At 64.8% G+C, this 22,863-nt stretch carries 25 protein-coding genes and 2 pseudogenes; 15 read left to right on the top strand and 12 right to left on the bottom strand.

Annotation, left to right across the window (positions count from 1 at the left end):
- Positions 1–221: 221 nt before the first annotated feature.
- Positions 222–1,205 (bottom strand): annotated as a pseudogene (locus AC1DGD_RS03015) (ATP-binding protein); the annotation flags it as partial.
- A 435-nt stretch (positions 1,206–1,640) separates the two neighbouring features.
- On the opposite strand from AC1DGD_RS03015, the pseudogene AC1DGD_RS03010 reads away from it, so the two are divergent.
- Positions 1,641–1,769: pseudogene (locus AC1DGD_RS03010) on the top strand (DUF6924 domain-containing protein); the annotation flags it as partial.
- A gap of 183 nt (positions 1,770–1,952) precedes the next feature.
- Here the strand turns inward: AC1DGD_RS03010 and AC1DGD_RS03005 are convergent.
- From AC1DGD_RS03005 to AC1DGD_RS02995, 3 genes are all read right to left on the bottom strand, one after another.
- The gene (locus AC1DGD_RS03005; protein WP_476856046.1) at positions 1,953–2,078 is read right to left on the bottom strand and encodes a hypothetical protein; all 126 of its coding nucleotides are present in this window, start codon (positions 2,076–2,078) and stop codon (positions 1,953–1,955) included.
- Between the two features lie 181 nt (positions 2,079–2,259).
- A complete protein-coding gene (locus AC1DGD_RS03000) occupies positions 2,260–2,574 on the bottom strand; it encodes a hypothetical protein (protein WP_476855846.1) in 315 nt (104 codons plus the stop codon).
- A gap of 261 nt (positions 2,575–2,835) precedes the next feature.
- Entirely contained in the window at positions 2,836–3,294 is a 459-nt protein-coding gene (locus tag AC1DGD_RS02995) for a T6SS immunity protein Tdi1 domain-containing protein (protein WP_476855845.1), read from the bottom strand.
- 731 nt (positions 3,295–4,025) lie between these two features.
- On the opposite strand from AC1DGD_RS02995, the gene AC1DGD_RS02990 reads away from it, so the two are divergent.
- Complete coding sequence (locus tag AC1DGD_RS02990) at positions 4,026–4,193, top strand: hypothetical protein (RefSeq protein WP_476855844.1); 168 nt, start codon at positions 4,026–4,028, stop codon at positions 4,191–4,193.
- A gap of 222 nt (positions 4,194–4,415) precedes the next feature.
- Here AC1DGD_RS02990 and AC1DGD_RS02985 read toward each other — a convergent pair whose 3' ends face one another.
- On the bottom strand, positions 4,416–4,853 hold the full coding sequence (locus AC1DGD_RS02985; RefSeq protein WP_476855843.1) for a DUF5956 family protein: 438 nt from the start codon (positions 4,851–4,853) through the stop codon (positions 4,416–4,418).
- Positions 4,854–5,000: 147 nt separating this feature from the next.
- A complete protein-coding gene (locus AC1DGD_RS02980; protein WP_476855842.1) occupies positions 5,001–6,932 on the bottom strand; it encodes a glycoside hydrolase family 15 protein in 1,932 nt (643 codons plus the stop codon).
- Positions 6,933–7,274: 342 nt separating this feature from the next.
- Between AC1DGD_RS02980 and AC1DGD_RS02975 the strand changes: the two genes are divergently transcribed.
- Together AC1DGD_RS02975 and AC1DGD_RS02970 are read left to right on the top strand one after the other, a co-directional pair.
- Positions 7,275–7,718, top strand: a complete 444-nt coding sequence (locus tag AC1DGD_RS02975) for a VOC family protein (RefSeq protein ID WP_476855841.1) — start codon at positions 7,275–7,277, stop codon at positions 7,716–7,718.
- A 77-nt stretch (positions 7,719–7,795) separates the two neighbouring features.
- Entirely contained in the window at positions 7,796–8,386 is a 591-nt protein-coding gene (locus AC1DGD_RS02970) for a dihydrofolate reductase family protein (RefSeq protein WP_476855840.1), read from the top strand.
- 25 nt (positions 8,387–8,411) lie between these two features.
- Here AC1DGD_RS02970 and AC1DGD_RS02965 read toward each other — a convergent pair whose 3' ends face one another.
- Positions 8,412–8,684, bottom strand: a complete 273-nt coding sequence (locus tag AC1DGD_RS02965; RefSeq protein WP_459384719.1) for a DUF5808 domain-containing protein — start codon at positions 8,682–8,684, stop codon at positions 8,412–8,414.
- 1,020 nt (positions 8,685–9,704) lie between these two features.
- On the opposite strand from AC1DGD_RS02965, the gene AC1DGD_RS02960 reads away from it, so the two are divergent.
- From AC1DGD_RS02960 to AC1DGD_RS02915, 10 genes are all read left to right on the top strand, one after another.
- Positions 9,705–10,397: a histidine phosphatase family protein gene (locus AC1DGD_RS02960; protein ID WP_243177522.1), complete on the top strand. Its 693-nt coding sequence runs from the start codon at positions 9,705–9,707 to the stop codon at positions 10,395–10,397.
- A gap of 24 nt (positions 10,398–10,421) precedes the next feature.
- A complete protein-coding gene (locus AC1DGD_RS02955) occupies positions 10,422–10,976 on the top strand; it encodes a DUF3090 domain-containing protein (RefSeq protein ID WP_476855839.1) in 555 nt (184 codons plus the stop codon).
- Positions 10,976–11,743: an SCO1664 family protein gene (locus AC1DGD_RS02950; protein ID WP_476855838.1), complete on the top strand. Its 768-nt coding sequence runs from the start codon at positions 10,976–10,978 to the stop codon at positions 11,741–11,743. The genes AC1DGD_RS02955 and AC1DGD_RS02950 overlap by 1 nt, the downstream gene beginning before the upstream one ends.
- Positions 11,744–12,002: 259 nt before the next feature.
- Entirely contained in the window at positions 12,003–12,434 is a 432-nt protein-coding gene (locus AC1DGD_RS02945) for a LexA family protein (protein WP_476855837.1), read from the top strand.
- A gap of 8 nt (positions 12,435–12,442) precedes the next feature.
- A complete protein-coding gene (locus AC1DGD_RS02940; protein WP_476849182.1) occupies positions 12,443–13,741 on the top strand; it encodes a Y-family DNA polymerase in 1,299 nt (432 codons plus the stop codon).
- 44 nt (positions 13,742–13,785) lie between these two features.
- On the top strand, positions 13,786–14,103 hold the full coding sequence (locus AC1DGD_RS02935; protein WP_476849183.1) for a hypothetical protein: 318 nt from the start codon (positions 13,786–13,788) through the stop codon (positions 14,101–14,103).
- Between the two features lie 6 nt (positions 14,104–14,109).
- Positions 14,110–14,490: a hypothetical protein gene (locus tag AC1DGD_RS02930; RefSeq protein WP_476855836.1), complete on the top strand. Its 381-nt coding sequence runs from the start codon at positions 14,110–14,112 to the stop codon at positions 14,488–14,490.
- 146 nt (positions 14,491–14,636) lie between these two features.
- On the top strand, positions 14,637–15,575 hold the full coding sequence (locus AC1DGD_RS02925) for an NmrA family NAD(P)-binding protein (RefSeq protein ID WP_476855835.1): 939 nt from the start codon (positions 14,637–14,639) through the stop codon (positions 15,573–15,575).
- A 411-nt stretch (positions 15,576–15,986) separates the two neighbouring features.
- Positions 15,987–16,289 (top strand): hypothetical protein, encoded by a 303-nt coding sequence (locus tag AC1DGD_RS02920; RefSeq protein WP_476855834.1) that lies wholly within the window; start codon positions 15,987–15,989, stop codon positions 16,287–16,289.
- A 120-nt stretch (positions 16,290–16,409) separates the two neighbouring features.
- Entirely contained in the window at positions 16,410–17,432 is a 1,023-nt protein-coding gene (locus tag AC1DGD_RS02915; RefSeq protein ID WP_028276305.1) for an LLM class flavin-dependent oxidoreductase, read from the top strand.
- 197 nt (positions 17,433–17,629) lie between these two features.
- On the opposite strand, the gene AC1DGD_RS02910 is transcribed toward AC1DGD_RS02915, so the two are convergent.
- From AC1DGD_RS02910 to AC1DGD_RS02890, 5 genes are all read right to left on the bottom strand, one after another.
- A complete protein-coding gene (locus AC1DGD_RS02910) occupies positions 17,630–18,466 on the bottom strand; it encodes an ABC transporter permease (RefSeq protein ID WP_476855833.1) in 837 nt (278 codons plus the stop codon).
- Positions 18,463–19,407: an ATP-binding cassette domain-containing protein gene (locus AC1DGD_RS02905; RefSeq protein WP_476855832.1), complete on the bottom strand. Its 945-nt coding sequence runs from the start codon at positions 19,405–19,407 to the stop codon at positions 18,463–18,465. Before AC1DGD_RS02905 ends, AC1DGD_RS02910 begins: the two co-directional genes overlap by 4 nt.
- 32 nt (positions 19,408–19,439) lie before the next feature.
- Positions 19,440–20,285 (bottom strand): DUF4097 family beta strand repeat-containing protein, encoded by an 846-nt coding sequence (locus AC1DGD_RS02900; RefSeq protein WP_476855831.1) that lies wholly within the window; start codon positions 20,283–20,285, stop codon positions 19,440–19,442.
- 77 nt (positions 20,286–20,362) lie between these two features.
- A complete protein-coding gene (locus AC1DGD_RS02895; RefSeq protein ID WP_476849190.1) occupies positions 20,363–20,851 on the bottom strand; it encodes a histidine kinase in 489 nt (162 codons plus the stop codon).
- A gap of 119 nt (positions 20,852–20,970) precedes the next feature.
- Positions 20,971–21,645, bottom strand: coding sequence for a DNA alkylation repair protein (locus AC1DGD_RS02890; RefSeq protein WP_476856037.1), 675 nt, complete (start codon positions 21,643–21,645; stop codon positions 20,971–20,973).
- A gap of 314 nt (positions 21,646–21,959) precedes the next feature.
- Between AC1DGD_RS02890 and AC1DGD_RS02885 the strand changes: the two genes are divergently transcribed.
- The gene (locus AC1DGD_RS02885) at positions 21,960–22,859 is read left to right on the top strand and encodes a C2 family cysteine protease (RefSeq protein WP_476855830.1); all 900 of its coding nucleotides are present in this window, start codon (positions 21,960–21,962) and stop codon (positions 22,857–22,859) included.
- The last annotated feature ends 4 nt before the right edge of the window (positions 22,860–22,863 follow it).

The raw sequence follows: 22,863 nt of genomic DNA, 5'->3' as shown, positions 1-22,863 counted from the left end.
GTGACCCGTTACGAGCTCCGGGCCGGCTTCTTCAAGGAGCCGGCCCGGAGCTTCTTCCGTCATGATCCAGGGCGGACTTTCCGCCGATTCCTGAATGTGGTCGACGCACGGTGTTCGTCAACGGCAAGAATTCCCGGCCCCCTAAGCTGGGCTACGTCCGCGGCCCCGCCGGAATCATCATCGGGCTGGTCGAGGAGCTCCGCTGACGTTATGTCACTGCTTCAGGCCGACGCTGTTTCGCGGAGGTATTGGCGGAGCCCGGGGATTGCGAAGTCCACCCTGCCGTAGCCGGCTGACTCGATCAGTCCCGCGGCGATGAGTCTCTTTCGGTACTTGGACACCACGTTGGGCTTGGCTGTCATGATGTTTCCGATCAGGCCCGCTGCCGATGGTCCATCCTGAAGGGCCATGGCGTCGAGGAACTCGCGGTCCTTGTCCGAGATATCCGACAGTGCTGACTCGACGACTACTAATGTGTTTCGTCTTTGGGCGGCGGTGATGGCGCTGTGCACGCTGCTCTCATCCAGGTTCCAGTTGGCCTTTCCCGCCTCCAGCCAGAGGTAGTAGCCCACAAGCTGAATAAGGAAGGGGTAGCCCTCGGTAGCCTCCGCGGCTTCACTGACGAGGCCGGGGGAGACGACTATTCCTCCCTCACTGAAGAGCTCGCTGTAGGACGCGGTGACTTCGGCGATGGCTGCCTCATGGAGATTGATCCTGTCGGCGCGTCGCAGGAAGGTCGCCACTCCTTCATTTAGGAGGTCGGAGACGGCGGATGGCAGGCCGGCGAAGATGAGGCCGATGGGCAGTCCGTCGCGGATGAAATGCTGCACTTCAGCGGCCAGTTGGGAAATTTCTGTGCGGTCGACCGCATGTATCTCGTCGATGGTGATAACGAGTCCTGTACCTTTTGCGTCCAACAGCCGCAGAAGTTCGTTCCCGGTCCGTCGCCAGTCGGCATTCCGTTCCTGGGGGAGTTGCGTTGTTAGTCCGAACCCTGCCGCCGAGAATGCTGTGATTTTCCGTGTTGGGGGCCCGTCTCCGAGTTCCTCGACAAGCCGGAGCATGTCGTCGCCGATTCCGGCGAGGAAACCGGGGTTTGCTGTTCGGGAGATAACCGCCCAGCCGTGAGTCCCCGCGATCCGTTCCGCGGCGCTCAGCATGACTGTCTTGCCGATGCCTCTGGATCCGGTGATGATGGTCAAAAGCCCGGGCGCTCCCGAGCCTTACTGCAGGCCGTACTCGAATTCATCCAAGAGCCCGGCCCGCCCAATCAAGTCCGGCGGCGTGGCTCCTGCGGTGGGCTTGAACGGGTTCCGCACCGGGACCTCCAGGGTGAAAGTAGGTGAAACTGGTGAAACTGGTGAAACTGATGAAACTGATATCACACTATCAGACGCCACATCCCGCAAAGCCGCAGGAGCTCCTGCAGGGAGAATATGTAGGCCATCCCTGTACGAAAACAAGTCGCCCAGTGGCTCTATGCAGTTCGGTTCTGACCACCTGAGACTGCCGTACTCAGGCTGCGGCCAGGCAAGCTGACAGATACGGCCCTGATTCGCATGGTTGGATAGCGGCATGCCGATTCTTCCAAGGACAGAAAATTCACTCTTGGTCCGCACGAGCTTCGCCGATGACAAAGCTTGGTTGACTTGGACGAATTGTCACATGAACCGTTCCGGTGCGTCGCCAGTGAACTTTGGGGAATCGATAACAACCTGAATACTGCCAACATGGACTGGGAAGAGTTCGCAGAGAACACAGACGACGACGGCGTATTTAGTGTTTTTCTTGACCGTTCTTGCTGCGGCAATGTCCACTGCTACCGCCGTACTTTAAGTGCCGATAATCAACATTATGTCAAGTTGAATCAATCCAAGTGCAGAATCTGCAGATTAGGACCCGGTGATACGCACTCCCCGGTTTCGACTGACTGGACGCCGAAGTCCTCGCCGTTACAGGGATCCGGGCCCGACCGGCGCCGCGCCGGGCAACAGCCCGGGCGTGTAAAGGTCAACTGGTTCGAGGTACCGTGCAGCTAGAACTGGACCGTCGATGATGCCGACGGGTTCTTCGCCCATGAGCGCTCGATCCTGAATCTGGCGTTCACCCGGGCAGAGCTGCAAGGCGTCTTCGATCTGGCCGACCTCGAAGTTGAACGGGTCCTGGCCTCGGGACGTAGGGGCAATCGATCGGCGGAACCGGGGGCAGAGTTCGACGAATATGATTCTCCCCCGGGGCGGCTTATCTGCCCCTGCCTATTTAGTCTTCGGGGTCTTCTGGGTCCAGGGGAAGACCCGCCGCGATACGCCGCCGGTCCTCCGCGGCCGATGTCCGGACGCGCTTCAACCGGAGCCCTCCCCGAACCAGGAAAAAGCCGGCCACAAGCATAACGACGGCCACCATAGCTGCTGCCCAGTAGGTGCTCGGATCATTAGCTTTGGGTTGGAACACGACGGCCACGATGATGGCTACCAGCATCGTGAGATTGGCGATTTTCAAGGGCCCGAGCATGGAGTAGACGGACTGCCACGTCGCCTTGCTGGACCTAGCCTTGCCGGTGCCCTCAACGTCCATGCGGAATTTTCCCCCAGTGTTTCTCACCGTGAGCGTACCTGTCGCTGCTAGGCAGGGGAAGGCATGAAACAGCCCGCATGGGATTCCCATGACCTCTCGCCGCTAACATCCGACTGATCTAGCCACCCAACTCCGACGAACTGGACTCAGACCGGTAAGTCACTTTCGCGCTTGTAGTCTGCATCTCATCAGATGCATCAGGCAGCCCCCTCTCCCCCGACCATTCGGACCATGCAGCCAATGCGTCTTAGTGCATCGCCTTTAGGCCAGGGATATTCCGCTGATCGGTGTTCCGGGGGGAAGAGTTCGGACCTGATCGTGAATCTGGCCAGCAATGTTCAGGGTCACGACAAATTCGCCTAACTCGACGTTGCTAAGTGCGGTTGGACCTCCGAGAACTGGTGGTATGCGAAAACCGTAGATTTCGGCCTCGCCCGGTTGGAGGCCCGCGTTCTCTGCCTGGTCGGCCAAACCGACCATGAGGTACTCGGCTTGCCCCTCGCGAGAGTTCAGTACCGCGATCAGGTCACCCTCGCTCGACCACAGCCGAGTAAGTTCACCGGCAATGACGTCGAGGAACCAGAATCCGCTCTCCGTCTGCAAGAACACGTCTCCGAACGGCGAAGTGAAAAGCGGACGCTTGTCGGCAAGATCGAGGAACGTCCAGGACTCGAGAGCCTCGGCATAGAGAGCCGGCGGGAATCGACGAAGATGTTGCATAACGTGACATTAGCGGAGATACTCGCGGCCCACGTGCGAAATTCCCAGAAGTTGGGCGCTATTCCATATCAAATACGCCCGAACTTGATCGCAGAGATGCCAGTAGGCGGTATGTAAGGACGAACCAGGGTTCATGGCAAGAAAATGGCCACCCCGTCAGCCTCCGTTTCGGGCGTCTGGGCCGCCTCGGGAAACGCCATGTCAATTTCTTGTCCCTTGACTGGGGTATGGGCGTGAATCTTGACCGTCAAATTCATCAGCAGAAGCCAAAGACAACCTAGGTTTGGGAGCCTATGCTCGGGTTCAGCGTTCATTCTCAAGGGGGAACAATGGATCGCGCCTGGCGCCTTCGAATAGGAATTTCGGTTCTGGCGGCATTGCTCATGACATCATGCGCAGCCACCCCATCAGGGGTGCCGGGATCAGCAGCCTCCACGCCCACCACTTCCGGAATCGCAGCAACATCACCGGGGGCCCTGACCAGCTCCGTGGGTAACAGCCCCGTCCCGGCCACCTCAGGCCCGCCGCAGGAAACGTGCGCAGCTTTCCTGCCCACCGCGCCTTGCTCCACCTACAGCAGCGTCGCCGCAACATCAAACGGTATGGCTCTACCCTGGGCAGCGGCCGGGACCATCAAGGTTCGACTGAGCTCCGTCGAAGGTACCCTGCAGCTGGCCATGAAAACGGACTGCTCCCCCATTGGCGGCCCAGTCACAATTGCTGGAAACATCATGACCCTCGGGAAGATCGCCACTGGCGCCAGCGGCTGCATCGGTACTGCCGGCGAATATCAAGCATGGATTCATGAATTCCTGAAACGTCCCATTGCAATGACCTATACACAAGACACTTTGACCTGGACGAGCGGGACAAATACGCTCAGCTTCCAAGCTAAGTAACCACAGTTCGAGAACATTGCGGACGTCCCTGGGCGGTCCGCTTCCTTGCCCGGCCCCGACGGCGACAAATGAGCTGCCGGATAGGCGCCGAATCCACGGGAGGCTCCCTGCACGGCTGCCATTGGACTGCCGGGCCACGACTGAGCGGACTCCCCTAGATCGCTCCAGGTCCTGTCAGCCCAGCTCCCCCACCGCCCGTTCTCAGGTCTCCGTATTGGTTGATCAAATGTCCTTCGCATAGAAATCGCGGAGACTAGCCGCGAAGATCGGCCGCAGCTGCTTCGGATTGACAGTGCCTTCGGCGGTTCGAATGATTGCGGTGTCCACCTCAGCCAGGAAGGCCTCGGATGATGCGTGCCCTTCCGGGACGCGGATCATCCAGACGTAGCCCCTCGGCCGCGGCGGGAGGCCGGCATCCCGGAGGTACCGGTCGATGTCATCGTCGATTCCCAGCCGGTCGGCAGCTGTGAACGGTTCCTCGAAGGGTTGTTGCTTACCCCCGCGCTCGGTGTAACCGGTGATTGTCCTGCCGGCGTCCGAGGACGGGCGGCGGCGTAAGTTGTCCAGGCCGGCTGCCCAGCCGATGAGCGCCCCCCAGCCATTCTCGGGCAGGTCCAGCCAGGAAGCTGAGGGCTCGGATTCCTGCACGTCACTCCACATGGGCTGCTCCTTGCCTCTCCGAATGGGTCACGTCTCCGCACGGCTGCGGCGGGGCAGAACATCCGGTTCCGGGACCCGCGTCAGGGCGGCTTCCCGTGGAAGCTTGAGCCCGTCGTTGCAATCCGTACCTTGACCTTCGTCTGCGTCTCAGGGCGTGCGGTGGGCCGGGGCGAACTGCGCCGCGCGGTTGGTTTCTTCGGCGCGGATGAGGTGCACGAGCGCGTTGATGAGGGCCAGGTGGGTGAACGCCTGTGGGAAGTTGCCGAGGTGACGGCCGCTCACCGGATCCAGCTCCTCAGCGTAGAGGCCCAAGGGGCTGGCAAGGGACAGCAGACGTTCGCACAGTGCCTTGGCGCGTACCACCTCCCCGATCTCGACAAGGGCCGAGACGAGCCAGAACGAGCAGGTCGTGAAGGTCCCTTCGTCGCCGGTGAGACCGTCGTCGGTCTGCTCGGGACGGTAGCGCAGGACGAGTCCGTCCCGGGTGAGTTCATCGGCGATGGCCACGACCGTGGCGCGCACGCGAGGATCGTTGACGGGCAAGAATCGGACAAGCGGAACAAGGAGAAGCGAGGCATCGAGGTTCGTTGTGCCGTAGGACTGGACGAACACGCCTCGGTCGTCGACACCATTGCGGCAGATGTCCTCATGAATCTCCGTGGCGATGGCGTCCCACTTTCGGGCGTAATCAGCCTGACCGTGCAGGCGCGCCAGCCGGGCACCACGATCCAGGGCGACCCAGCACATGAGCTTTGAGGAGGTGAAGTGCTTCGGTTCGCCACGGACCTCCCAGATCCCGTGGTCGGGGTCCCGCCAGTGGGCGGCGGCTTGCTCGACCTGGCGGAGCAGGACGGGCCAGAGCGGCTCGGGAAGCTGGTCACGGGATTTGGCGTGGAGGTAGACGGAGTCCAGCATCATGCCCCAGACGTCGAGCTGGCGCTGGTGGGCGGCAGCGTTGCCGATCCGGACGGGGCGGGCGCCGTCGTAGCCGCCGAGTCCCTCGACAGTAACCTCGGGAAGGTCCCTTTCGCCGTCGATGCCGTACATGATCTGCAGGTCGTCCTCGGCGGCGACGTCGCGGATGAAAGCGAAGAAGTCGTCGGCTTCCCGGTCCAGGCCGAGGGTGTAGAGGGCCCAGAGCGCGAACGTGGAATCGCGCACCCATGTGTACCGGTAGTCCCAGTTCCGCTCTCCCCCGGGTGTCTCGGGCAGCGAGGTGGTGGGCGCCGCGACCAGAGCTCCAGTCGGCGCGTAGGTGAGGCCCTTCAACGTCAGCGCGCTGCGCTGCAGCTGCTCCCGCCACGGGTGGTCCGGGAACTCGCCCCCGGTGATCCATTGCCTCCAGAATTCAGTGGTCTGCCACTGCTTGCGTGTGGCTTCTTCCCACGTCCGCGGCGGGGGCAGCGACCCCCAGGAGAGCGCGATAAAGGCCTGCTCGCCCTCGGTCATCCGGCTGCGAATGACCGCGATGGAGTCCTCGATGCCCAGCCGGCGGTCGGTAGTCAGATGCAGCACCGGATCCCCCTCATCGCCGCTGACGGTCACGGCCTCTCCGTATGCGGGGCTGGAGAACTCCCACCGTGCCCGGCGCTGGCCGTAGCCGAAGACCGGCTCGCACAGCACGGACAGCTCAACCGCACCGTTGACGCACCGGACGGTGCGCAGCAGGCAATGCTCGGCCTCGTAGTTCGTCGGCGGGCGGCGGTACCGGCCGGCCCTCTCGTCGGTGTGGTGCCACGGACCCATCACCAGGGCATCCCTCACGATCAGCCAGCCCGTCCTGGTCTGCCAGGTGGTCTCCAAGATCAAGCTGCCGGGGAGATAACGGCGCGCAGTGGGCTCCCGGACGCCGTAGGGTGCCACCTTGAAGCCACCCGCGGCGCGGTCGAGGATAGTGGAGAACACACTCGGTGAGTCGTGACGCGGCACGCACATCCACTCGACCTGCCCGCTCGATGCAATCAAGCAGTTGGCCTCACAGTCAGACAAAAACCCATAGTCGGCGATCGGCGGATACGGGCTCGTGCCGGCCCCGGGCCGCCGCCTCCCCTCCGCCCCTGACCGGGCGTCGATGCTCACCACCCCAGTATGTTCCCCTCAGGGTGGAAACGGGACCCCGGCTACCTGGACGGCTTCCTCCCCAACGGTCAGTGCTTCATCAACGGTCAGTGCTTCATCGCAGAGGACGACGGCGATGCGGCGGCGAAAATATCGTACGGCCGCCGGCCAAAGAGGCGCTGGACCTGAATTCCCTACATGGTCGATGGCCTCCTCGACCCGGGACAACGTTGACCCGCTCTGCCAACCCTTGGGATTGTTCAATCGGGGCGCTGAAGGATTTCGACGATGATTGTGCTAAGAATCCCCGTCGGCTCAGCAATTCCGATGGATCGACAAGATGAACAACGGAGGATTGATCTCATGTCACAGGTACGGCGTTTCGATCATGTTGGTATCACCGTTGCCGATCTCAAAGAGGTGACGGCGTTCTTCGTCGGGCTGGGCCTCGAGGTCGAGGGCGCGCCGATGTTCGTCGAGGGCGAGTTCCTCGACACGGTGATCGGCATCCCCGACTCCCGTACGGAAATCGTCATGCTCCGGCCGCCCGACGGAGGTACCCGGCTGGAGCTTTCGAGCTTTGTCCGGCCCGACCACCAGCCTGGATCGCCCGCGGCGATGGCAAATGAGTTGGGGCTGCGCAGCGTCGCCTTCGAGGTCGACGACCTCCAGGCGGTCGTCGACCGGCTGGCCGCGGACGGCTACGGGCTGGTCGGCGACATCGGCCAGTACGAGCATATCTGGCGCATGGCCTATGTGCGCGGTCCGGAGGGGATTATCGTGTCCCTGGCCGAGCGGATCGGCTGACCCGCCAACTCCAAACCCGCTAGCACGCCTGCGCCTTGATATGTCAGGGCCCCGCCGAGTGCTGGCATGATGGGCGCATGAGCAGAGTCACATGCGATCTGACTATTTCCCTCGACGGATTCGTTGCGGGCCCAAACCAAAGCATGACGGAGCCTTTGGGCCGGGGCGGAGAACTCCTCCACAGGTGGATGTTCGAAGAAGCCGAGTCCAACGCTGCGGAGCTCGAAGGCATCCTCGCCGCTGGCGCCTACATCATGGGCCGGAACATGTACGCCGGTCCCGGGGCATGGGATGAGCAGTGGCGGGGATGGTGGGGTGAGGACCCGCCTTATCACGCACCTGTGTTCGTTCTCACCCATCACCCCCGCGAGCCCTTGGAGATGGAGGGCGGCACAACGTTCAACTTCGTGGCCGATGGGATCGAATCGGCGTTGGCCCAGGCGCGGAAGGCCGCTGGCAGTAAGGACGTGGCCATAGCCGGAGGAGCGCAGACCGCCCGACAATTCCTTTCGGCGGGGCTGATCGACGAACTGCGGCTCCACATTGCGCCCATAGTTTTGGGAGCGGGCGAGCGGTTGCTGGACGGCGTGACGGACCTCAAACTTGAGCCCACGGACGTGAGCGGTTCCCGCCTCGTCACCCACGTGCGCTATCGGGTAATCCGCTGACAGGCTGACCCTTAGTTCTCGGAGGTCACTCGCCGGACGCTGGGGCGCCCGCGGCGCCGTCCAGAAGCATCGCTGACCTTGGATTGCCGAAGTTGAGCGTCCACCCCAGTCCGAACCGTCGCGGAACCATCAGCGAGTGGTCTTCGAGGTTGATGTAGACCAGGCCACCGCGCCAGTACTTGTCGTCGTCCCGGTGGGTCAGCACTGTGTCCTTCTCACCCTCATCGCGCTCGCGGTTGTTCCTGGCCAGGACCACGACGGCAACCACGACGGCGGCCGGGATCGGGAGCGTGACCACCAGTCCCGCCTACTGCCCACGGCGTGACCGTCCCGGTCCACATCAACGGCGACGAGCCCAGCATCCCCACGTCGATCATCGCGACCAGCCCGAGGAGCGCTTTGACGCCCAGTGACATGTACTGCCGGTACCAGCGCGCCGAGGCCAGCGGGCGCGCCGGGTCGAGGTCGGGCCGGCTGTGGAAGGTGGCCGCCGCGAGACCCACTAGCAACCCGGTCACACCGGTTTGCACGAACACCTGAGAGAACGCGGAGTCCACCGACTTGGCTGCCAGCCGGTTGGGAGCGCCGTTCGCGCCCTGGTGGACCGCGAGCGCGTCGGGCATCGACGGGTAGCTGCCCGGCATCTTCGCGATTCAGGTCCTCGGACCCGACCACCCAGACCTCCAGCCCACCGACCGCTGGCGTGTAACTCCTCTCGATGCTGGGCGGAGGCTAGTGACTGCGGACAACCTCACCGAGTGGTGGACAGCCCCTCCGCAAGCCCCACCACAAGAGGATCTAATCTTCCTGCGAGAAGCCAACGCGGCCCTCCTGTCCAAGTGGGCCTGACCAAAGCGCCACCATGGTCCCAGGACTGCTTCTCATCAAAATTTGACGATCGGCATTCTGTCCGGACAACGAAGCATCCCCGTCGAACCGCGAACCATCTGACCGCGCTACTTGACGTTGCCGGAACTGTCTCTTTCCATGCACGAAATGGGGCCAGCGATAACCGTCCTACGGGGGCCAGAATTACTTGACGCAACCACTCTGAGAGGGCGGGAACTACTGGATCCGGCGCGGAGCGGGTACCGGACGTCCTCCATGCGGGGGGCGGTTTCGGCCGGGGGTTCTGGCTGTCCCGGTTCCGCCGGTTTTGCTGCGTCGGCCATGAGCTGTTCACTGCGTGCCGAGTCCGTCTGGGCGGCTTTGAGCGCGTCGGCGCGCCTGAAGAGTTCCGCCAGGGCTTTATCTGCCTGTTCGGCGCGCGACCCGGTACGGTGCACACCGCCGTCGATCGGGTGGTTAGGCTGGGTGGATGGCGACAGTTATTCTCGTGCGGCACGGCCGCACCACAGCCAATGCCACTGGACTGCTGGCCGGGCGGGCCGTCGGCGTCAGCCTGGACCAGATCGGGCGCGACCAGGCGGCTCTGACCGGAGACCGGCTCGCGGCCGTGCCCGTAGTCGGGGTGGTGTCGAGCCCTCTTGAGCGTTGTCAGCAGACCGCCCAGCTCATCCTCGATCGCCAGGCTGGCACGCCGTACGCGCCGGTCGATCTCGATCTCACCGAGTGCGATTACGGCCAGTGGCAGGGCCGCACGCTCAGTGATCTCGCGACCGAGGATTTGTGGCCGGTTGTGCAGTCGCAACCGTCCGCCGTCGTCTTTCCCGGCGGTGAATCCATGGCCGCGATGCAGGCTCGGTCGGTGGCAGCGATTCGACGCCACGATGCAGCCTTCGAAGCCGAGTACGGGCCAGGGGCCGTGTGGGTGGCGGTGAGTCACGGTGACATCATCAAGTCAATCCTCGCCGACGCGCTCGGCATGCACCTTGACCTGTTCCAGCGTATTAACGTAGGCCCCGCCTCCGTATCGATCGTGCGCTACGGCGCTAGTCGGCCGAGCGTCTACGCGACCAACACCGACGCGGGTGACCTGTCGTGGCTGTCGAACGGCATCCACTCTGGCGATGCGCCGGTGGGCGGCGGTGCAGGGCAAAAGGCGCCATGAACCTCATGTGCCTAAAATACTGACATGCCTACACGTGTTCACGAGTTTGCCTGGCCTGATCGAATCGTCGTCGGCACCATTGGCCTTCCAGGGGCGCGCACGTTCTACCTGCAGGTGCGCGCAGGGACGCAGATCGTGAGTATTGCCCTGGAGAAGCAGCAGTCGGCTCTGCTCGCGGAGAAGATCGACGAAATTCTCGACCAGCTCATCACCGTCGAGGGCAACCCCTTCAGCGTTCCCACGAGCACTCCCATTGAACTTGTCGACAATGACCAGCTCGAGGCCGTTCAGGAGCAGTTTCGCACCGGCGCCATGAGCTTAGGTTGGGACCCAACCACGGCCCAGGTCGTAATAGAGGCCTACCCCATCGCCGATGTCGATGCTGATGACAACGAGGAACCGCTTAATGAGGGCGGCGCTAACGAGTCCGAAATGCTGCTGGTGCGAATGCCGGTCGGCACCGCCCGCGCATTCGCCAAGCGCACCCGTGAGATCGTGGGCGCCGGGCGTCCGACGTGTCCGCTCTGCGGTTACCCCATAGACGCCGACGGGCACATCTGCACCCTTCCCGAGGTCTGATGCCAGCGCCGGACCTAGTGACCGCCGAGCTGACGCTCACCGGCCGCATCACGACGGCTTCAAACGCTACATTTCTGGGCAGCATCGGCGACGTGGTGGTCGTCTATAAGCCGATAGCAGGCGAAAGTCCGCTGTGGGATTTTCCCCACGGCACCCTGGCTCACCGGGAGGTGGCCGCCTACCTGGTCTCGCAAGTCTTAGGCTGGGACGTGGTGCCGCGCACCTGGCTGCGCGATGGTCCTTTGGGCGAAGGAATGGTGCAGCTCTGGCAGGAGCAAGACCCCGCCCAAAGCGCCGTGAACCTGGTCGCGACGGACCAGGTGCCGGAGACGGGCTGGAAACATGTTCTCGAGGGACGGGATGAGAACGGACGGATGGTCGCCCTCGTTCACGAAGACTCGCCAGCGCTCAGACGCATGGCGGTGTTCGACATGGTCGTCAACAACGCCGACCGCAAAGGCGACCACATTCTTGCCATGACGGACGGACACCGGCACGGCGTGGACCATGGGCTCACCTTTCACCGTGACCACAAGCTGCGCACGGTGCTGTGGGGATGGCTGGGAGACGCTCTGACCGCCGAGGAACGCGACGGCATCGATCGTGTCAGCGAAGGACTGCACGGTGGGCTGGGCCGAAACCTGGCGGACTTGCTCAGCGCCGAAGAAATCGCATCGCTCGCCGCGCGCTGCGCACGGTTGCGCTTGGCAGGGCGGTTTCCGGCTCCGAGCGGTGAGATGTCGGCGGTGCCCTGGCCGCTGTTCTAAGGGAATTGCGGCTCAACTGTCAAAATTTGGCTGCCCAAACGCCGATAACAGCGCCTACGCTCAACCAAGCCCGCAGGCCCCACCTTCCGCAGACGACGCGCCGAGCGTCCCATATACAGCACCCCTTCAGTCAGGTGTTGCGATGTTGAGGAGAAACCGCGCTGCCCACGCAGCCGAGGGATATGGGCAGAGTCCAACTTTTGTCGGCCCATCCGGCTACACTGAATGTATCGAACATATATTCGAATAAGGGTGTGTTGTGGGCGTTGTTGTCGGTCCCCGCGTGATAGACGCGGGCATGTCGTTGCTGTCGGTGCTGATCTCTCCGGTCCCCGTCGCGGCCGGGTATCCATCGCCGGCGCAGGACTACTTTGATGGGCGGATTGACCTGAACGAGCATCTGATCAAGGACATCACCAGCACGTACGTCGTGCGGGTCTCCGGAGACTCGATGGAACGCGCCGGCATCAGCGACGGGGATGAACTGATCGTCAACCGGGCCGTGGAACCCAAGGACGGGTCCGTAGTCATAGCCGTCCTGGACGGAGAATTGACCATCAAGCGGCTGCGGATCACGGCCGCCGGCGTCGTGCTGCAGGCGGAGAATCCGTCCTACCCGGACATCCGCGTTCCGTCCCTGTCGGATCTGGTCATCTGGGGCGTCGCGACCCGCTGCCTGCACCATGTTTGAGGCACACCATGTCTAAGCCCTCCCCGATGCGGCGGATGCCGCAGATCGCGCACGTGGATGTGAACTGCTTCTACGCCTCGGCCGAGCGGGCATTCGACCCGTCCCTCGAAGGCCGGCCCGTCGTCGTACTGTCCAATAACGACGGGTGCGCCGTCACCCGGTCCCCGGAAGCCAAGGCTCTCGGCATCGGCCTCGGTGAACCATGGTTCAAACTCGCCCCGCGGGCGAAGGAGTGGGGACTTGTTGCCCTCTCGAGCAACTACGAGCTTTACGGGGACATCAGCGCCCGGGTGATGGAACTGCTGGGCCGCTACAGCGCTTGGTTGGAGGTTTACAGCATCGACGAGGCCTTCCTGGGCGTCAAAGGCGCGCCGGAGGACCTGCTGGTCCTGGGCCAGACCATGAAGGCAGCCGTGCGGCGCAACGTGGGGGTTCCGGTCTGCGTCGGGATCGCCGGGACCAAGACCCTCGCGAAACTGGCCAACAAATGGGCAAAGCACAACCCGGCCTTCGACGGGGTCTGCCACTGGGACTCCGTGCCCGCCGCCACCAGAGAAGCGCTGATGGGCCGGCTGTCTGTGATCGAAATCTGGGGCGTCGCGACGCGCCTGACCAAACGCCTCAACGCCTTAGGGCTTCAGTCCATCCTTGACCTGTCCCGGGCCGACCCGGTGATGATCCGGGACCGCTTCTCCGTGGTCATGATGCGCACCGTCCTGGAGCTGCAGGGCACGCCGTGCATCCCGATGGAGGAAGAACGGATCGGCCGGGACCAGCTCATCTTCTCGCGCTCCTTCGCCACCCCCATCACCACCGCCGCCGGCATGCGGCAGGTCCTGTCCGTCTACGGCCAGCAGGCATCGGCACGGCTGGCCAAATACAGCCTCCAGGCCAAGGTCCTCACCGCCTTCGCCGGCACCTCGCACTTCAACCCGAACGACACCTCCTACCCCTCGGTGTGCGTGCCGCTGCCGATGCCCACCGCCGATCCCGTCCTGCTCACCCGGGCCGCCCACGCCCTCCTGCCCCACATCCAGGAAGGCATCAAATACGCCCGGGCCGGCATCATGGTCACCGACCTGCGGCCCACCGGCAACCAGGCACCGCTGGCCCTGTTCCAAAATCCGCACGAGGAACGCCACATCGGAACCCTCCTGGAAGATGTGACCCGCCGATACGGGCGCGGCTCCATCGGCCTCGGCCACGCCGGCATACGGGGCGGGCCGGACTGGACCATGAAACGGGACATGCTCTCCCCCCGCTACACCACCCATTGGGACGAACTCCCCCTCGTCAAAGCCGCCTAACGCCAACACGCCCCCGCAGCACCGCACCACGAAAGACCACCCCCATGACCCTCAGCACCGAAAACCCCACACGAACCCTTGACCTTCAAGTCCGGCTCGACCCGGCAGGCAAGCCCCTTGCCATCCGGCACGACGGACGGATCTGGCTTGTCGATCCGGCCACCGAATCCCGGCACTGGATCGGCGGTGACGCCGGGCGGGGCACCCGATGCACGGCCGCCGCTGGCGCCAACCCGGCCGGTACCGAATACTGGCGCGTCGAGGCCCGGCTGGGGGCTAATTCAGCGCTGCGCACCTTCACGCTGCGCCGGAATCCACGCTCCGTCCAGTGGCTCCTGGACGACATCAGCGACGGCGGCTAGGCAACGGTGACACTGAACCGTCAGCCGATCAACGACCAGATCTGGGCGGGGATCAGGGAAGAATTCACGCTGCCCGCCCTGGAACAGGTCCGCCGCCGCCTCGCCGAACTGATGGACGACCCCGACCCTGTAATGCAGCAGCTCGTCCGCGTCTTCATCGACGACGGCACGTTCTGCCCGGGATTCCAATTCGTCGCCGGCGGCCACCTCCACCCGACCGTCGTCGACCTCTTCCAGCGCGCCATAGAACTGAAGGTTCCGCACAACTACTTCACGGCCTGGATGGTTACACCCTGCCGGGAACTCGGCGGGTCCCGCCCCGTTGACCATCTGAAAAGCGGCCGCGCTCCCCTGTTTCGCGCGCTGGAATCCCACCGCTGGCAGTAGAGGCCGACCCGCGAACCGACGTCCAACGGTTCCGCTGATCAGTCCGGCCCGGGATGCATTGAGTCACACGCGGGAATCGCAGCTGCCCTGCCGTTGGTAGTCTTTAGCCCACCATCCCTTTCCGCCCGACACTTGAGGTGCGAACCATGATCCCGACGACTCCCACTCCGGGCACTGTCCTTCTGGCCGGCGCCACCGGCGATCTCGGCGGGCGTATCCTGCAGAATTTGGTCGCCCTGGGGGCCACCGTTCGGGTCCTGACACGGCCTGGGACCAGCACGGAGCGCATTGCGCAGCTCCGCGCCCAAGGCGTCGAAGTGATCCAGGCGGGCTACGACGATCCGGTGGCCCTCCGAAGGGCCTGCGCGGATGTTGACTGCGTAGTCTCCGCGATCAACGGCGTGGACAGCGCAATTTTCGACGCCCAATCGCGCTTGCTGGAGGCGGCGGCCGCGGTGGGCGTACCGCGTTTCATCCCTTCCGATTACTCCATCGATTACCGCGGAATCCGCCCCCGAAGCAACCGGAACTTACAGTTCCGCCGAGACTTTGCACAGCGGCTGGATGCCACCGAAATCCGGGCCACTTCCATCCTCAATGGCGCCTTCACCGACATGCTCTCCGGGCAGGCTCCCATGATCCTGTTCTCGCGGCGTCGGGTGCTCTTCTGGTCCGACGCCGACCAGGTGCTCGACTTCACCACGAAGGATGACACTGCCTCCTACACCGCCGCCGCCGCCCTCGACGAGCGGGCGCCCCGCGTCCTTCAGATCGCCGGAGACCAGGTCACGGCAAGGACCCTGGCAGCCACCATGTCCGACCTGACCGGAACGCAATTCGGGCTCCTCTACGCGGGCAGCGTCGGCTCCTTGACTGCTATGAGCCGGGCCGTCAAAGCCCTCATGCCGGCCTCTGACAAGCCGTTCCCGCCGTGGCAGGGCATGCAGTACTTCGCCAGCATGTTCAGCGGCGACGCGACCCTGAACTACGTCAGCAACGACCGGTACGGGAGCCGGACGTGGACCACCGCCCGGGACGTCCTGGACCAGCACGTTCAGCAGAGCTCACCGGCCCCGGTCCCCTAGCCTGGGGGTTGTTGCACGGACAAGCCCCGAACCCCTAGGGTTCGGATCATGGCCGCGCCCGGGGGACCCGCTCGTTATGGATTGCACACGACGCCGACACTGCTGTCCGTAGTATGCCTCGCCGTCGTCGCGCTAACCGCGGCCCGCGCGTCAACTCCCCCACTCAGCACGTCGGCAGGCGAGCAAACCGTCACCAAACCGCCCGCCGCCACGGCCGCACCATCGACGGGCGCCGGACTGTCACCAGGCATGACCCTCGCCCCGGCTCCGCCGATTCCGCCTGCCCCCGGGCACGGTTTAGATGAATGCCGGCCACAGCGTGCAGAGAAAGTCGTAGGCAATGGAGCGCTGGAGTGCCAGTACTTCACATCCGGTTCCATGACGCCGGCTTCTGTGCCCCGTGATCCGGGAATGAGCTCCGGCGATTACGCGGTACGGTTCGGCAGCGTTGGCGGCCGCACGGTGATGTCCGTGCGTATCCCCTGCGCTTCGTATGCGGTCACGGTCAGCATTGCCGGCGAAACGATCACGCCGGATGTGGGGACACTGGAAAGTTCCCTGGGCACGTGCAACTTCCCGTGGGACCAGGAACAGGCGCGGATGAATCGATACCTTCAGGCTCCGTTTCAGTTTGCACAGCGGGAGACTGGAATCGTGCTGCACAACCCGGAATGGGGAATCACCCCGTTCCGGACCCCCTACTCGGCCGGCTGATCCCCCGGTCCCGCCTAAGGGCGCCAGGCGTGCCGCGGGAGGGGTGCGAGGCTGGGGGCCAGAAATACCTGACACGATCCAGTGGGAATAAGAACCGCCGCCATCATGTTCGTTTCCGGTGTGAAGAACATCGGATTCCTGTCCTTCGGCCATTGGACCGACCACCCGGATTCCGGCACGCGCACCGCGTCGGACGCGCTGTTGCAGGCGATCGACCTCGCGGTCGCGGCCGAGGAGCTGGGTGCGGACGGCGCCTACTTCCGGGTCCACCACTTCGCGCAGCAATACGCCTCCCCGTTCCCGCTGCTCGCTGCGATCGGGGCCCGGACAAGCCGCATCGAGATCGGCACCGGCGTGATCGACATGCGCTACGAGAACCCGCTCTACATGGCGGAAGACGCTGGCGCGGCCGACCTGATCGCGGGCGGCCGGCTGCAGCTGGGCATCAGCAGGGGTTCACCCGAGCAGGTCATCGACGGATGGCGTTACTTCGGCTTCGCCCCCGCCGAGGGCGAGTCGGACGCCGACATGGGCCGCAGGCACGCCGAGCGTCTGCTCGAGGTGCTCACTGGCAAGGGCTTTGCGGCGCCGAACCCCCGCCCGATGTTCCCGAACCCTCCGGGCCTGCTGCGCGTGGAGCCGCACTCGAGGGGGCTGCGCGAGCGCATCTGGTGGGGCTCCGGCTCGAACGCCACGGCCATCTGGGCTGCGAAGCTCGGCATGAACCTGCAGAGCTCCACGCTCAAGGATGATGAGAGCGGCAAGCCCTTCCACGTCCAGCAGGCCGAGCAGATCGAGCTCTACCGGCAGGCCTGGAAGGAGGCGGGGCACGAGCGGGAGCCGCGCGTCTCGGTCAGCCGCAGCATCTTCGCGCTGACGGACGAGCGCGACTGGCAATACTTCGCCCGCGACCGCCACAGCTCCGACCAGGTGGGCAACATCGACGAGAAAACGCGCGCGGTCTTTGGCCGCTCCTACGCCGGTGCCCCGGACGAGCTGGCCGCGAAGCTGGCCGAGGACGAGGCGATCGCCGCGGCAGACACCCTACTCCTCACGGTCCCGAACCAGCTCGGTGTCGACTATAACGCCCACGTCATCGAGTCGATCCTGAAGTATGTGGCGCCGCAGCTCGGCTGGCGCTGACCCCTCGTGACAGATTCCCCGGGCACCGCGCCGTCGACACTTGCGGGATCCAGCCTTGCAACGCCAGTGCGACGACGACGGCCCGGCCGGCACTCACCAGCGCGGCAGCCTTGACGCCGAACGCCACCTCGGCTGAAGCACAGGGCGGGCGGCCGCGATGCGCTCGCGACCGCCCGCCGGTACGGGGGCACCCGGGCTCAGCGCACCGACTTGCGCTCGTAGATCGCCATCGACCAGGCGTACCCGGCGACCACAATCACGACGCACCACCCGATTGCCAGCACCGGGCTCCAGCCGAGCGGGGTACCGAGCAGCAGCCCGCGGATGGCCTCGATGAACGGCGTGAACGGCTGGTACTGCGCGAACCACTGCAGCCATTCCGGCATCGACTCGGTCGGCACAAAGCCGCTGCTGAGGAAGGGCAGGAAGGTCAGCACGAGGGGCAGGTTGCTGGCGGTCTCGGCCGACTTCGCCTGCATGCCCATGGCCACCCCGAGCCAGCTGATCGCGTACGCGATGAGCACGATCAGACCTGCGGCGGAGATCCATTCGACAAACCCGGCGGTCGGGCGGAAGCCAATCAGGAGGCCGACGCCGAGCACAAGCACGACGGCGATAATCGCCTGGATGGTATTGCCAAGCACGTGCCCGGCGAGCACCGCGGCCCGCGAGATCGCCATCGTCCGGAACCGCGCGGTGATGCCCTCGGTCATGTCCATCGACACGGTCGTCGCGATGCCGCCTGCGCTGCCGGCGATGGTCAACAGCAGGATGCCCGGCATGACGTAGGCGACATACGCCTCGCGCCCGCCGGACGGATCCGCGCCGGGCAGGCCGGCCCCGAGCGTGCCGCCGAACACGAACACGAAAAACAGCAGCAGGACTACCGGCCCCACGATGGTGAACACCGACAGGCCCGGATAGCGCAGCATGTGCAGCAGGTTGCGGCGCAGCATCGTCACCGAGTCGGCAATGACGTGCGCTTGCTGGCGGGTGCCCGGGGCCGTCCGGCGCTTGGCGGCGATGGTGGTCATGATTCGGTTCCCTTCGTCTCGACCCGGCCGGTGAGCGCGAAAAACACGTCATCGAGGTCCGGGGTGTGGATGCTGAGGTCGTCGACCTCCAGGTTGGCCGTGTCGAGGCGGTCCAGCACGGTCCGCAGCGCGCCGACACCGCCGTCGCTCGGCACGGTGAGCGAGAGCCCGGCGTCGTCGCGGGCGGACTCGCCGAGCAGGCGGGAGGCGGCGTCGAGCCGCCCGGCGTCGGCGAACCGGAGCCGGATATGTCCGCCGGGCACCAGGCGCTTGAGCTCGTCCGGCGTCCCCTCGGCCACGAGCCGGCCGCCGTCGAGCACCGCAATGCGGTCCGCGAGTTCGTCCGCCTCGTCCAGGTACTGGGTGGTGAGCAGCACGGTGGTGCCGTCCGCGACCAGGCTGCGGACAATGTCCCACATGGTGTGGCGGCTGCGCGGGTCCAGGCCCGTGGTGGGCTCGTCCAGGAAGATGACGCTGGGCGCCGAGACGAGGGTCATGGCGAGGTCGAGGCGGCGCTGCATCCCACCCGAGTAGGTGGCGAGCGGCTTACGGGCGGCCTCGACGAGGTCGAACTGCTCAAGCAGCTCGGCCACCCGGGCCTTCGAGCGCTTCGCTCCAAGATGGCGCAGCCGGGCCATCAGCAGCAGGTTCTCCTCGCCGGTGAGCAGCTTGTCCACCGCGGAGAACTGGCCGGTGAGGCCGATCGCGGCGCGGACGCCGTCAGGGTCGCGCACGACGTCGCATCCGTTCACCAGTGCCGTGCCGCCGTCGGGCCGCACCAGGGTGGACAGGATGTGCACGGTCGTCGTCTTGCCGGCGCCGTTCGGGCCGAGCAGCGCGGTGACGGTGCCCGCGTCCACGGTGAGGTCGACGTCGTCGAGCACGGCCTTTGCGCCGTAGGACTTCCGCAGCCCGCGGACGTCGATTGCTGGCGTGTTCATGTGCTTGGTTCCCTTCTGTTGGTGGCCCGGAGTCATTGAGCGCGCTGAATGCTGATGTCGCCGTGCTGGGTGCGTGCACGCACTGCGACGGTCTGTTCGGACGCGTCCGGAGCGCGGTCGCTGTCCAGCTGGTTGCGGACGTGCCCCTCTTTCGAGGACAGATCGAGCCAGGCGGGAACGCCGGGCCGCACGCCGATGGTGACCTGACCGAAGCCGCTCTCGACCTGGATGGAACCACTCGAGACCTCTGCGAGCTGGATGCTGCCGTAGGCGGTCTTCGCCGCGACAGAGCCGAGTGCCTTCGAGATCTCGAGGTCGCCGTAGGAGAGCTTCGCTTCAAGGTCGCCGCCGGACTCCCCGATCAGGATGGTGCCGTGCGACGCCTTGAGGATCGCGTCGCCGGTGACTTTGCCGATCCGGATCTGACCGTGGTCGGCCGTGATCTCGATCCCGCCCTCGGCGGTGCCGAGGGTCGCGTTGCCGTGCGAGGCGCGCAGCCACAGGTCGCCGGTGGAGTCGAGATCAACGCGGCCCATCGAACTCTTGATCCGGGTTGCGCCGAGGCGTCCGACGGCGCGCACGCCGCCGACCCCGATCTCGGCGGTAAGCCGCGACCCGGCAGGCAGCTCGACCTTCACATCGACCGACTCGGTTGGGCCGATCCAGCTGATGCGGGGCCGGGGGCCGGTGATGATGAGCCGCTGGCCGTCGACGTCGATTTTGGTCTCTTCCGCGCCCCGGCGGTCGACTGCCTTCGCGGGGTTCGTCGGCGAGACGGTCACGACCGTGTCGTCACGGTCAGTGGCGATGATTTCGATCGCGCCGACCTGCAGTTTGATGGCGAGGTCGATGGGGGTGGGGGTGTCGTAGGTGGGCATGCTGGCGCCTTCCTTTTGGGTGTGTTTGATCGACCCCGCGGGTCCGCGTGGTTGGTGGGTGTGGTGCGGTGGGCGGTTTAGCGCGCCCAGCCGGCGAAGTTGTCGCCGGTGCGCAGCGTGCGCTGCGCGGATCGTCGCTGCTTGGGCTGGAGAGCGGCTGCGACCGCGCGGACCAGCCAGGTGTTGACGGACAGGCCGTCAGCGGCCGCGGCCTCGTCCACCCGCGTCTTGAGGGCATCCGGCAGGCGGAGCGTCGTGCGCGAGGTGCTCGCGTCGTCGAGGTCGAGGGGTGCGGCCGGCCGCTCGTCGGTGTCAGATTCCGGGTTCGGCTGGGTCACCACGAACTCGACGTCGCGTCCGCGCAGCCGCATGTCGACTGATCCGGGTGCGAGGTCGCGGGTGATCTCGCCGACTGCAGCCGAGAGAACGTCGAGGAGCACGAGCCGGGTCGCGGCGTCCAGTCCGGCGGCGAGCCGCTCGGCCACGGCGCGGGTGTCCTCCGAGCCGTTCTCCGCGGCATCCACTAGCTGCCGCTGCAGGTCGTTGACGTATTGTCCGAGTTCCATGCCACCATAGTGACACCACGGTGGTGTCACGTCAAGCCTTCGTGGTGTCACGGGTGATCCGCAGGTTGGTGCGGCGGCTCGATGAGGGTGAGCGGGTAAAAGGCCCCCCGCCCTGAGTCCTAGTTGGCGTCCTGTCGGTTCACCATTTCGGCGATCCAGATCGGCGCGAACGGAGAGGTGCAGTTCGGCGGCGTCGGGTAATCCTTGAGCACCTCGAGGCGCTCGCCGATGCCGATCGCGCGGGCGCGGTGTGCGGGGTGCTCAATCCCGATCTGGGCCAGGCAGTGGTTCATCGCCCACTGCAAGCGGTCCGGGGCGTCCTTCATCTGCGCCTCGATGATGTCGAGCAGTCCTGGCAGGTCGAGGCCCTCCGGCTTCTTCGCAACGCGGTCGGTGGTCAGCGCCCAGCCGGCACTTGCCACCAGCGGGTCCGGATCGGCGAACCAGGCCACGCGCAGTTCCTCGGCATGCAGGTTCTTCTTCACCACATAGTTGACGAGCCAGTCCTGCACCTTGGGAGTGTGCGCCTGGCGCAACATGGCGTCCAACTCATCACGGTCGAAAGCCTTCGGACGGCAGATCAGGAGCGCCAGGAGCCGCGCCGCGGTATCACCGGTCCCCCACAGCTCACGGGACAGCTCTTGCTGCGTCTTGAGCCGCTTGGCCAACGCCCGCAGCTTGCCGAGGTTCACCCCGTGGTCGTCACCGTGCTTGGCGTTCACGTCCCGGATCCTCGGGTCCTCGAGGTCAGCCAGCTCGGCCATCACCTCGGCCGCCGTCGTTCCGGTTTCCATCGTCTGGGCCACCTCGGCCTCCTGTCCGTTGCTTGTGCGATTCAGCATACGTCGGCGGTTCGGCCGCCCGCGGCAATAAGCGGCTTGGCGACGAAAACAGACGACTGCACCGTGGCCGCGCACGCCGGTGAGCGTCCGGTGCTCACCTGTGAATCGCCCGCTGCCCCTTGCCCCAGACTGGTTGCCTGCGGCAAGCTGTTGATCAGCTGATGAATTGATCAACCGGGAGAGACCCGACGGCGGCAGCCCCCGGAAGGTTGCCGCGGCGGTGCCGTTGCGGGGCTGGAACCCCGCAGGACGGGAGGGCTCGGAACATGGAACGTGCAGGATCCAGGCCGGCAAAAATTCGCGCCGCCGTCATTTTCTCAGTGGTGGCGGTGATGGTAATTCTTGGAATTGCGTGGATCGTGACTACCCGGTCACCGGTCACGCCGCCTCCGGGAGCGTCCGGGGCCCCGGTGAGTAATCCTTCGGTATCGGGACGTGCGGCTTTCCAGAAGGTCCCGAATCAGGTTCTGTTTGCGCTTGATGATTCCGGAAACCCGGATCTCTCCGGAGACTTGACGAATATCAAGCAGGGTGACGCCGGCGATTGCTATTTCCTCGCAGCGTTGATGACAGTGGCGTCACGGGCCCCTGCGACCGTCTTGAACATGGTCCATGACAACGGCAACGGCACCTACACCATTTCCTTCCACAGCAAGTACGACGGGGTGTCCAATCCGGTGACGGTCACGGTCAACGGTGATCTTCCGTACCGCCGCGGCAAGCCCTTCGAAAACGGCATCGAAAATATCGATGGCAAAAACGTGTCATGGGCCGCGATTATCGAGAAAGGGTGGGCGGCCGCGAACGGCAACAGCTACAACGGCATCGATGGCACCGACCTCAGCAACGCCCAGGATCATGATGTACACAATGCCCTCTATGCCATCACCGGCGAAGTGGGCGTCGACCGCAACCCCGGCGGCCCCATGACGGGAGTGAGCTTTGAGCAGATGCAGCAGGATTTCACGAAAGGCCTCGTGACCTTTGGGACGTCCAACTCCGACGGCGAGCTGGTCTCCGACCATTCCTACGCATTGCTGGGTCTGAATCCCTCCGACCAAACGGTTGTGGTAGGTGACCCGGAGGGTGGCCACACCACGCTGGCTTTTGCGACCTTCCAGTCAACGAACATCAACCAGTACATCGCGATACCAACATATCCTTGAGCGG

The organism is Arthrobacter sp. 05T45, assembly GCF_056395875.1.
The sequence above is the reverse complement of the archived record's forward strand: the minus strand, read 5'-3'. Positions and strand labels throughout refer to the sequence as shown.

What these genes read in the sequence shown, in the direction of transcription:
- AC1DGD_RS03005 (WP_476856046.1), bottom strand. Translation starts at nt 2,078, where the DNA reads ATGGGCGAAGAACCCGTCGGCATCATCGACGGTCCAGTTCTAGCTGCA.
- AC1DGD_RS03000 (WP_476855846.1), bottom strand. Translation starts at nt 2,574, where the DNA reads ATGGACGTTGAGGGCACCGGCAAGGCTAGGTCCAGCAAGGCGACGTGG.
- AC1DGD_RS02995 (WP_476855845.1), bottom strand. Translation starts at nt 3,294, where the DNA reads ATGCAACATCTTCGTCGATTCCCGCCGGCTCTCTATGCCGAGGCTCTC.
- AC1DGD_RS02990 (WP_476855844.1), top strand. Translation starts at nt 4,026, where the DNA reads ATGACCCTCGGGAAGATCGCCACTGGCGCCAGCGGCTGCATCGGTACT.
- AC1DGD_RS02985 (WP_476855843.1), bottom strand. Translation starts at nt 4,853, where the DNA reads ATGTGGAGTGACGTGCAGGAATCCGAGCCCTCAGCTTCCTGGCTGGAC.
- AC1DGD_RS02975 (WP_476855841.1), top strand. Translation starts at nt 7,275, where the DNA reads ATGTCACAGGTACGGCGTTTCGATCATGTTGGTATCACCGTTGCCGAT.
- AC1DGD_RS02970 (WP_476855840.1), top strand. Translation starts at nt 7,796, where the DNA reads ATGAGCAGAGTCACATGCGATCTGACTATTTCCCTCGACGGATTCGTT.
- AC1DGD_RS02960 (WP_243177522.1), top strand. Translation starts at nt 9,705, where the DNA reads ATGGCGACAGTTATTCTCGTGCGGCACGGCCGCACCACAGCCAATGCC.
- AC1DGD_RS02955 (WP_476855839.1), top strand. Translation starts at nt 10,422, where the DNA reads ATGCCTACACGTGTTCACGAGTTTGCCTGGCCTGATCGAATCGTCGTC.
- AC1DGD_RS02950 (WP_476855838.1), top strand. Translation starts at nt 10,976, where the DNA reads ATGCCAGCGCCGGACCTAGTGACCGCCGAGCTGACGCTCACCGGCCGC.
- AC1DGD_RS02940 (WP_476849182.1), top strand. Translation starts at nt 12,443, where the DNA reads ATGTCTAAGCCCTCCCCGATGCGGCGGATGCCGCAGATCGCGCACGTG.
- AC1DGD_RS02935 (WP_476849183.1), top strand. Translation starts at nt 13,786, where the DNA reads ATGACCCTCAGCACCGAAAACCCCACACGAACCCTTGACCTTCAAGTC.
- AC1DGD_RS02925 (WP_476855835.1), top strand. Translation starts at nt 14,637, where the DNA reads ATGATCCCGACGACTCCCACTCCGGGCACTGTCCTTCTGGCCGGCGCC.
- AC1DGD_RS02920 (WP_476855834.1), top strand. Translation starts at nt 15,987, where the DNA reads ATGAGCTCCGGCGATTACGCGGTACGGTTCGGCAGCGTTGGCGGCCGC.
- AC1DGD_RS02910 (WP_476855833.1), bottom strand. Translation starts at nt 18,466, where the DNA reads ATGACCACCATCGCCGCCAAGCGCCGGACGGCCCCGGGCACCCGCCAG.
- AC1DGD_RS02905 (WP_476855832.1), bottom strand. Translation starts at nt 19,407, where the DNA reads ATGAACACGCCAGCAATCGACGTCCGCGGGCTGCGGAAGTCCTACGGC.
- AC1DGD_RS02900 (WP_476855831.1), bottom strand. Translation starts at nt 20,285, where the DNA reads ATGCCCACCTACGACACCCCCACCCCCATCGACCTCGCCATCAAACTG.
- AC1DGD_RS02895 (WP_476849190.1), bottom strand. Translation starts at nt 20,851, where the DNA reads ATGGAACTCGGACAATACGTCAACGACCTGCAGCGGCAGCTAGTGGAT.
- AC1DGD_RS02890 (WP_476856037.1), bottom strand. Translation starts at nt 21,645, where the DNA reads ATGGAAACCGGAACGACGGCGGCCGAGGTGATGGCCGAGCTGGCTGAC.
- AC1DGD_RS02885 (WP_476855830.1), top strand. Translation starts at nt 21,960, where the DNA reads ATGGAACGTGCAGGATCCAGGCCGGCAAAAATTCGCGCCGCCGTCATT.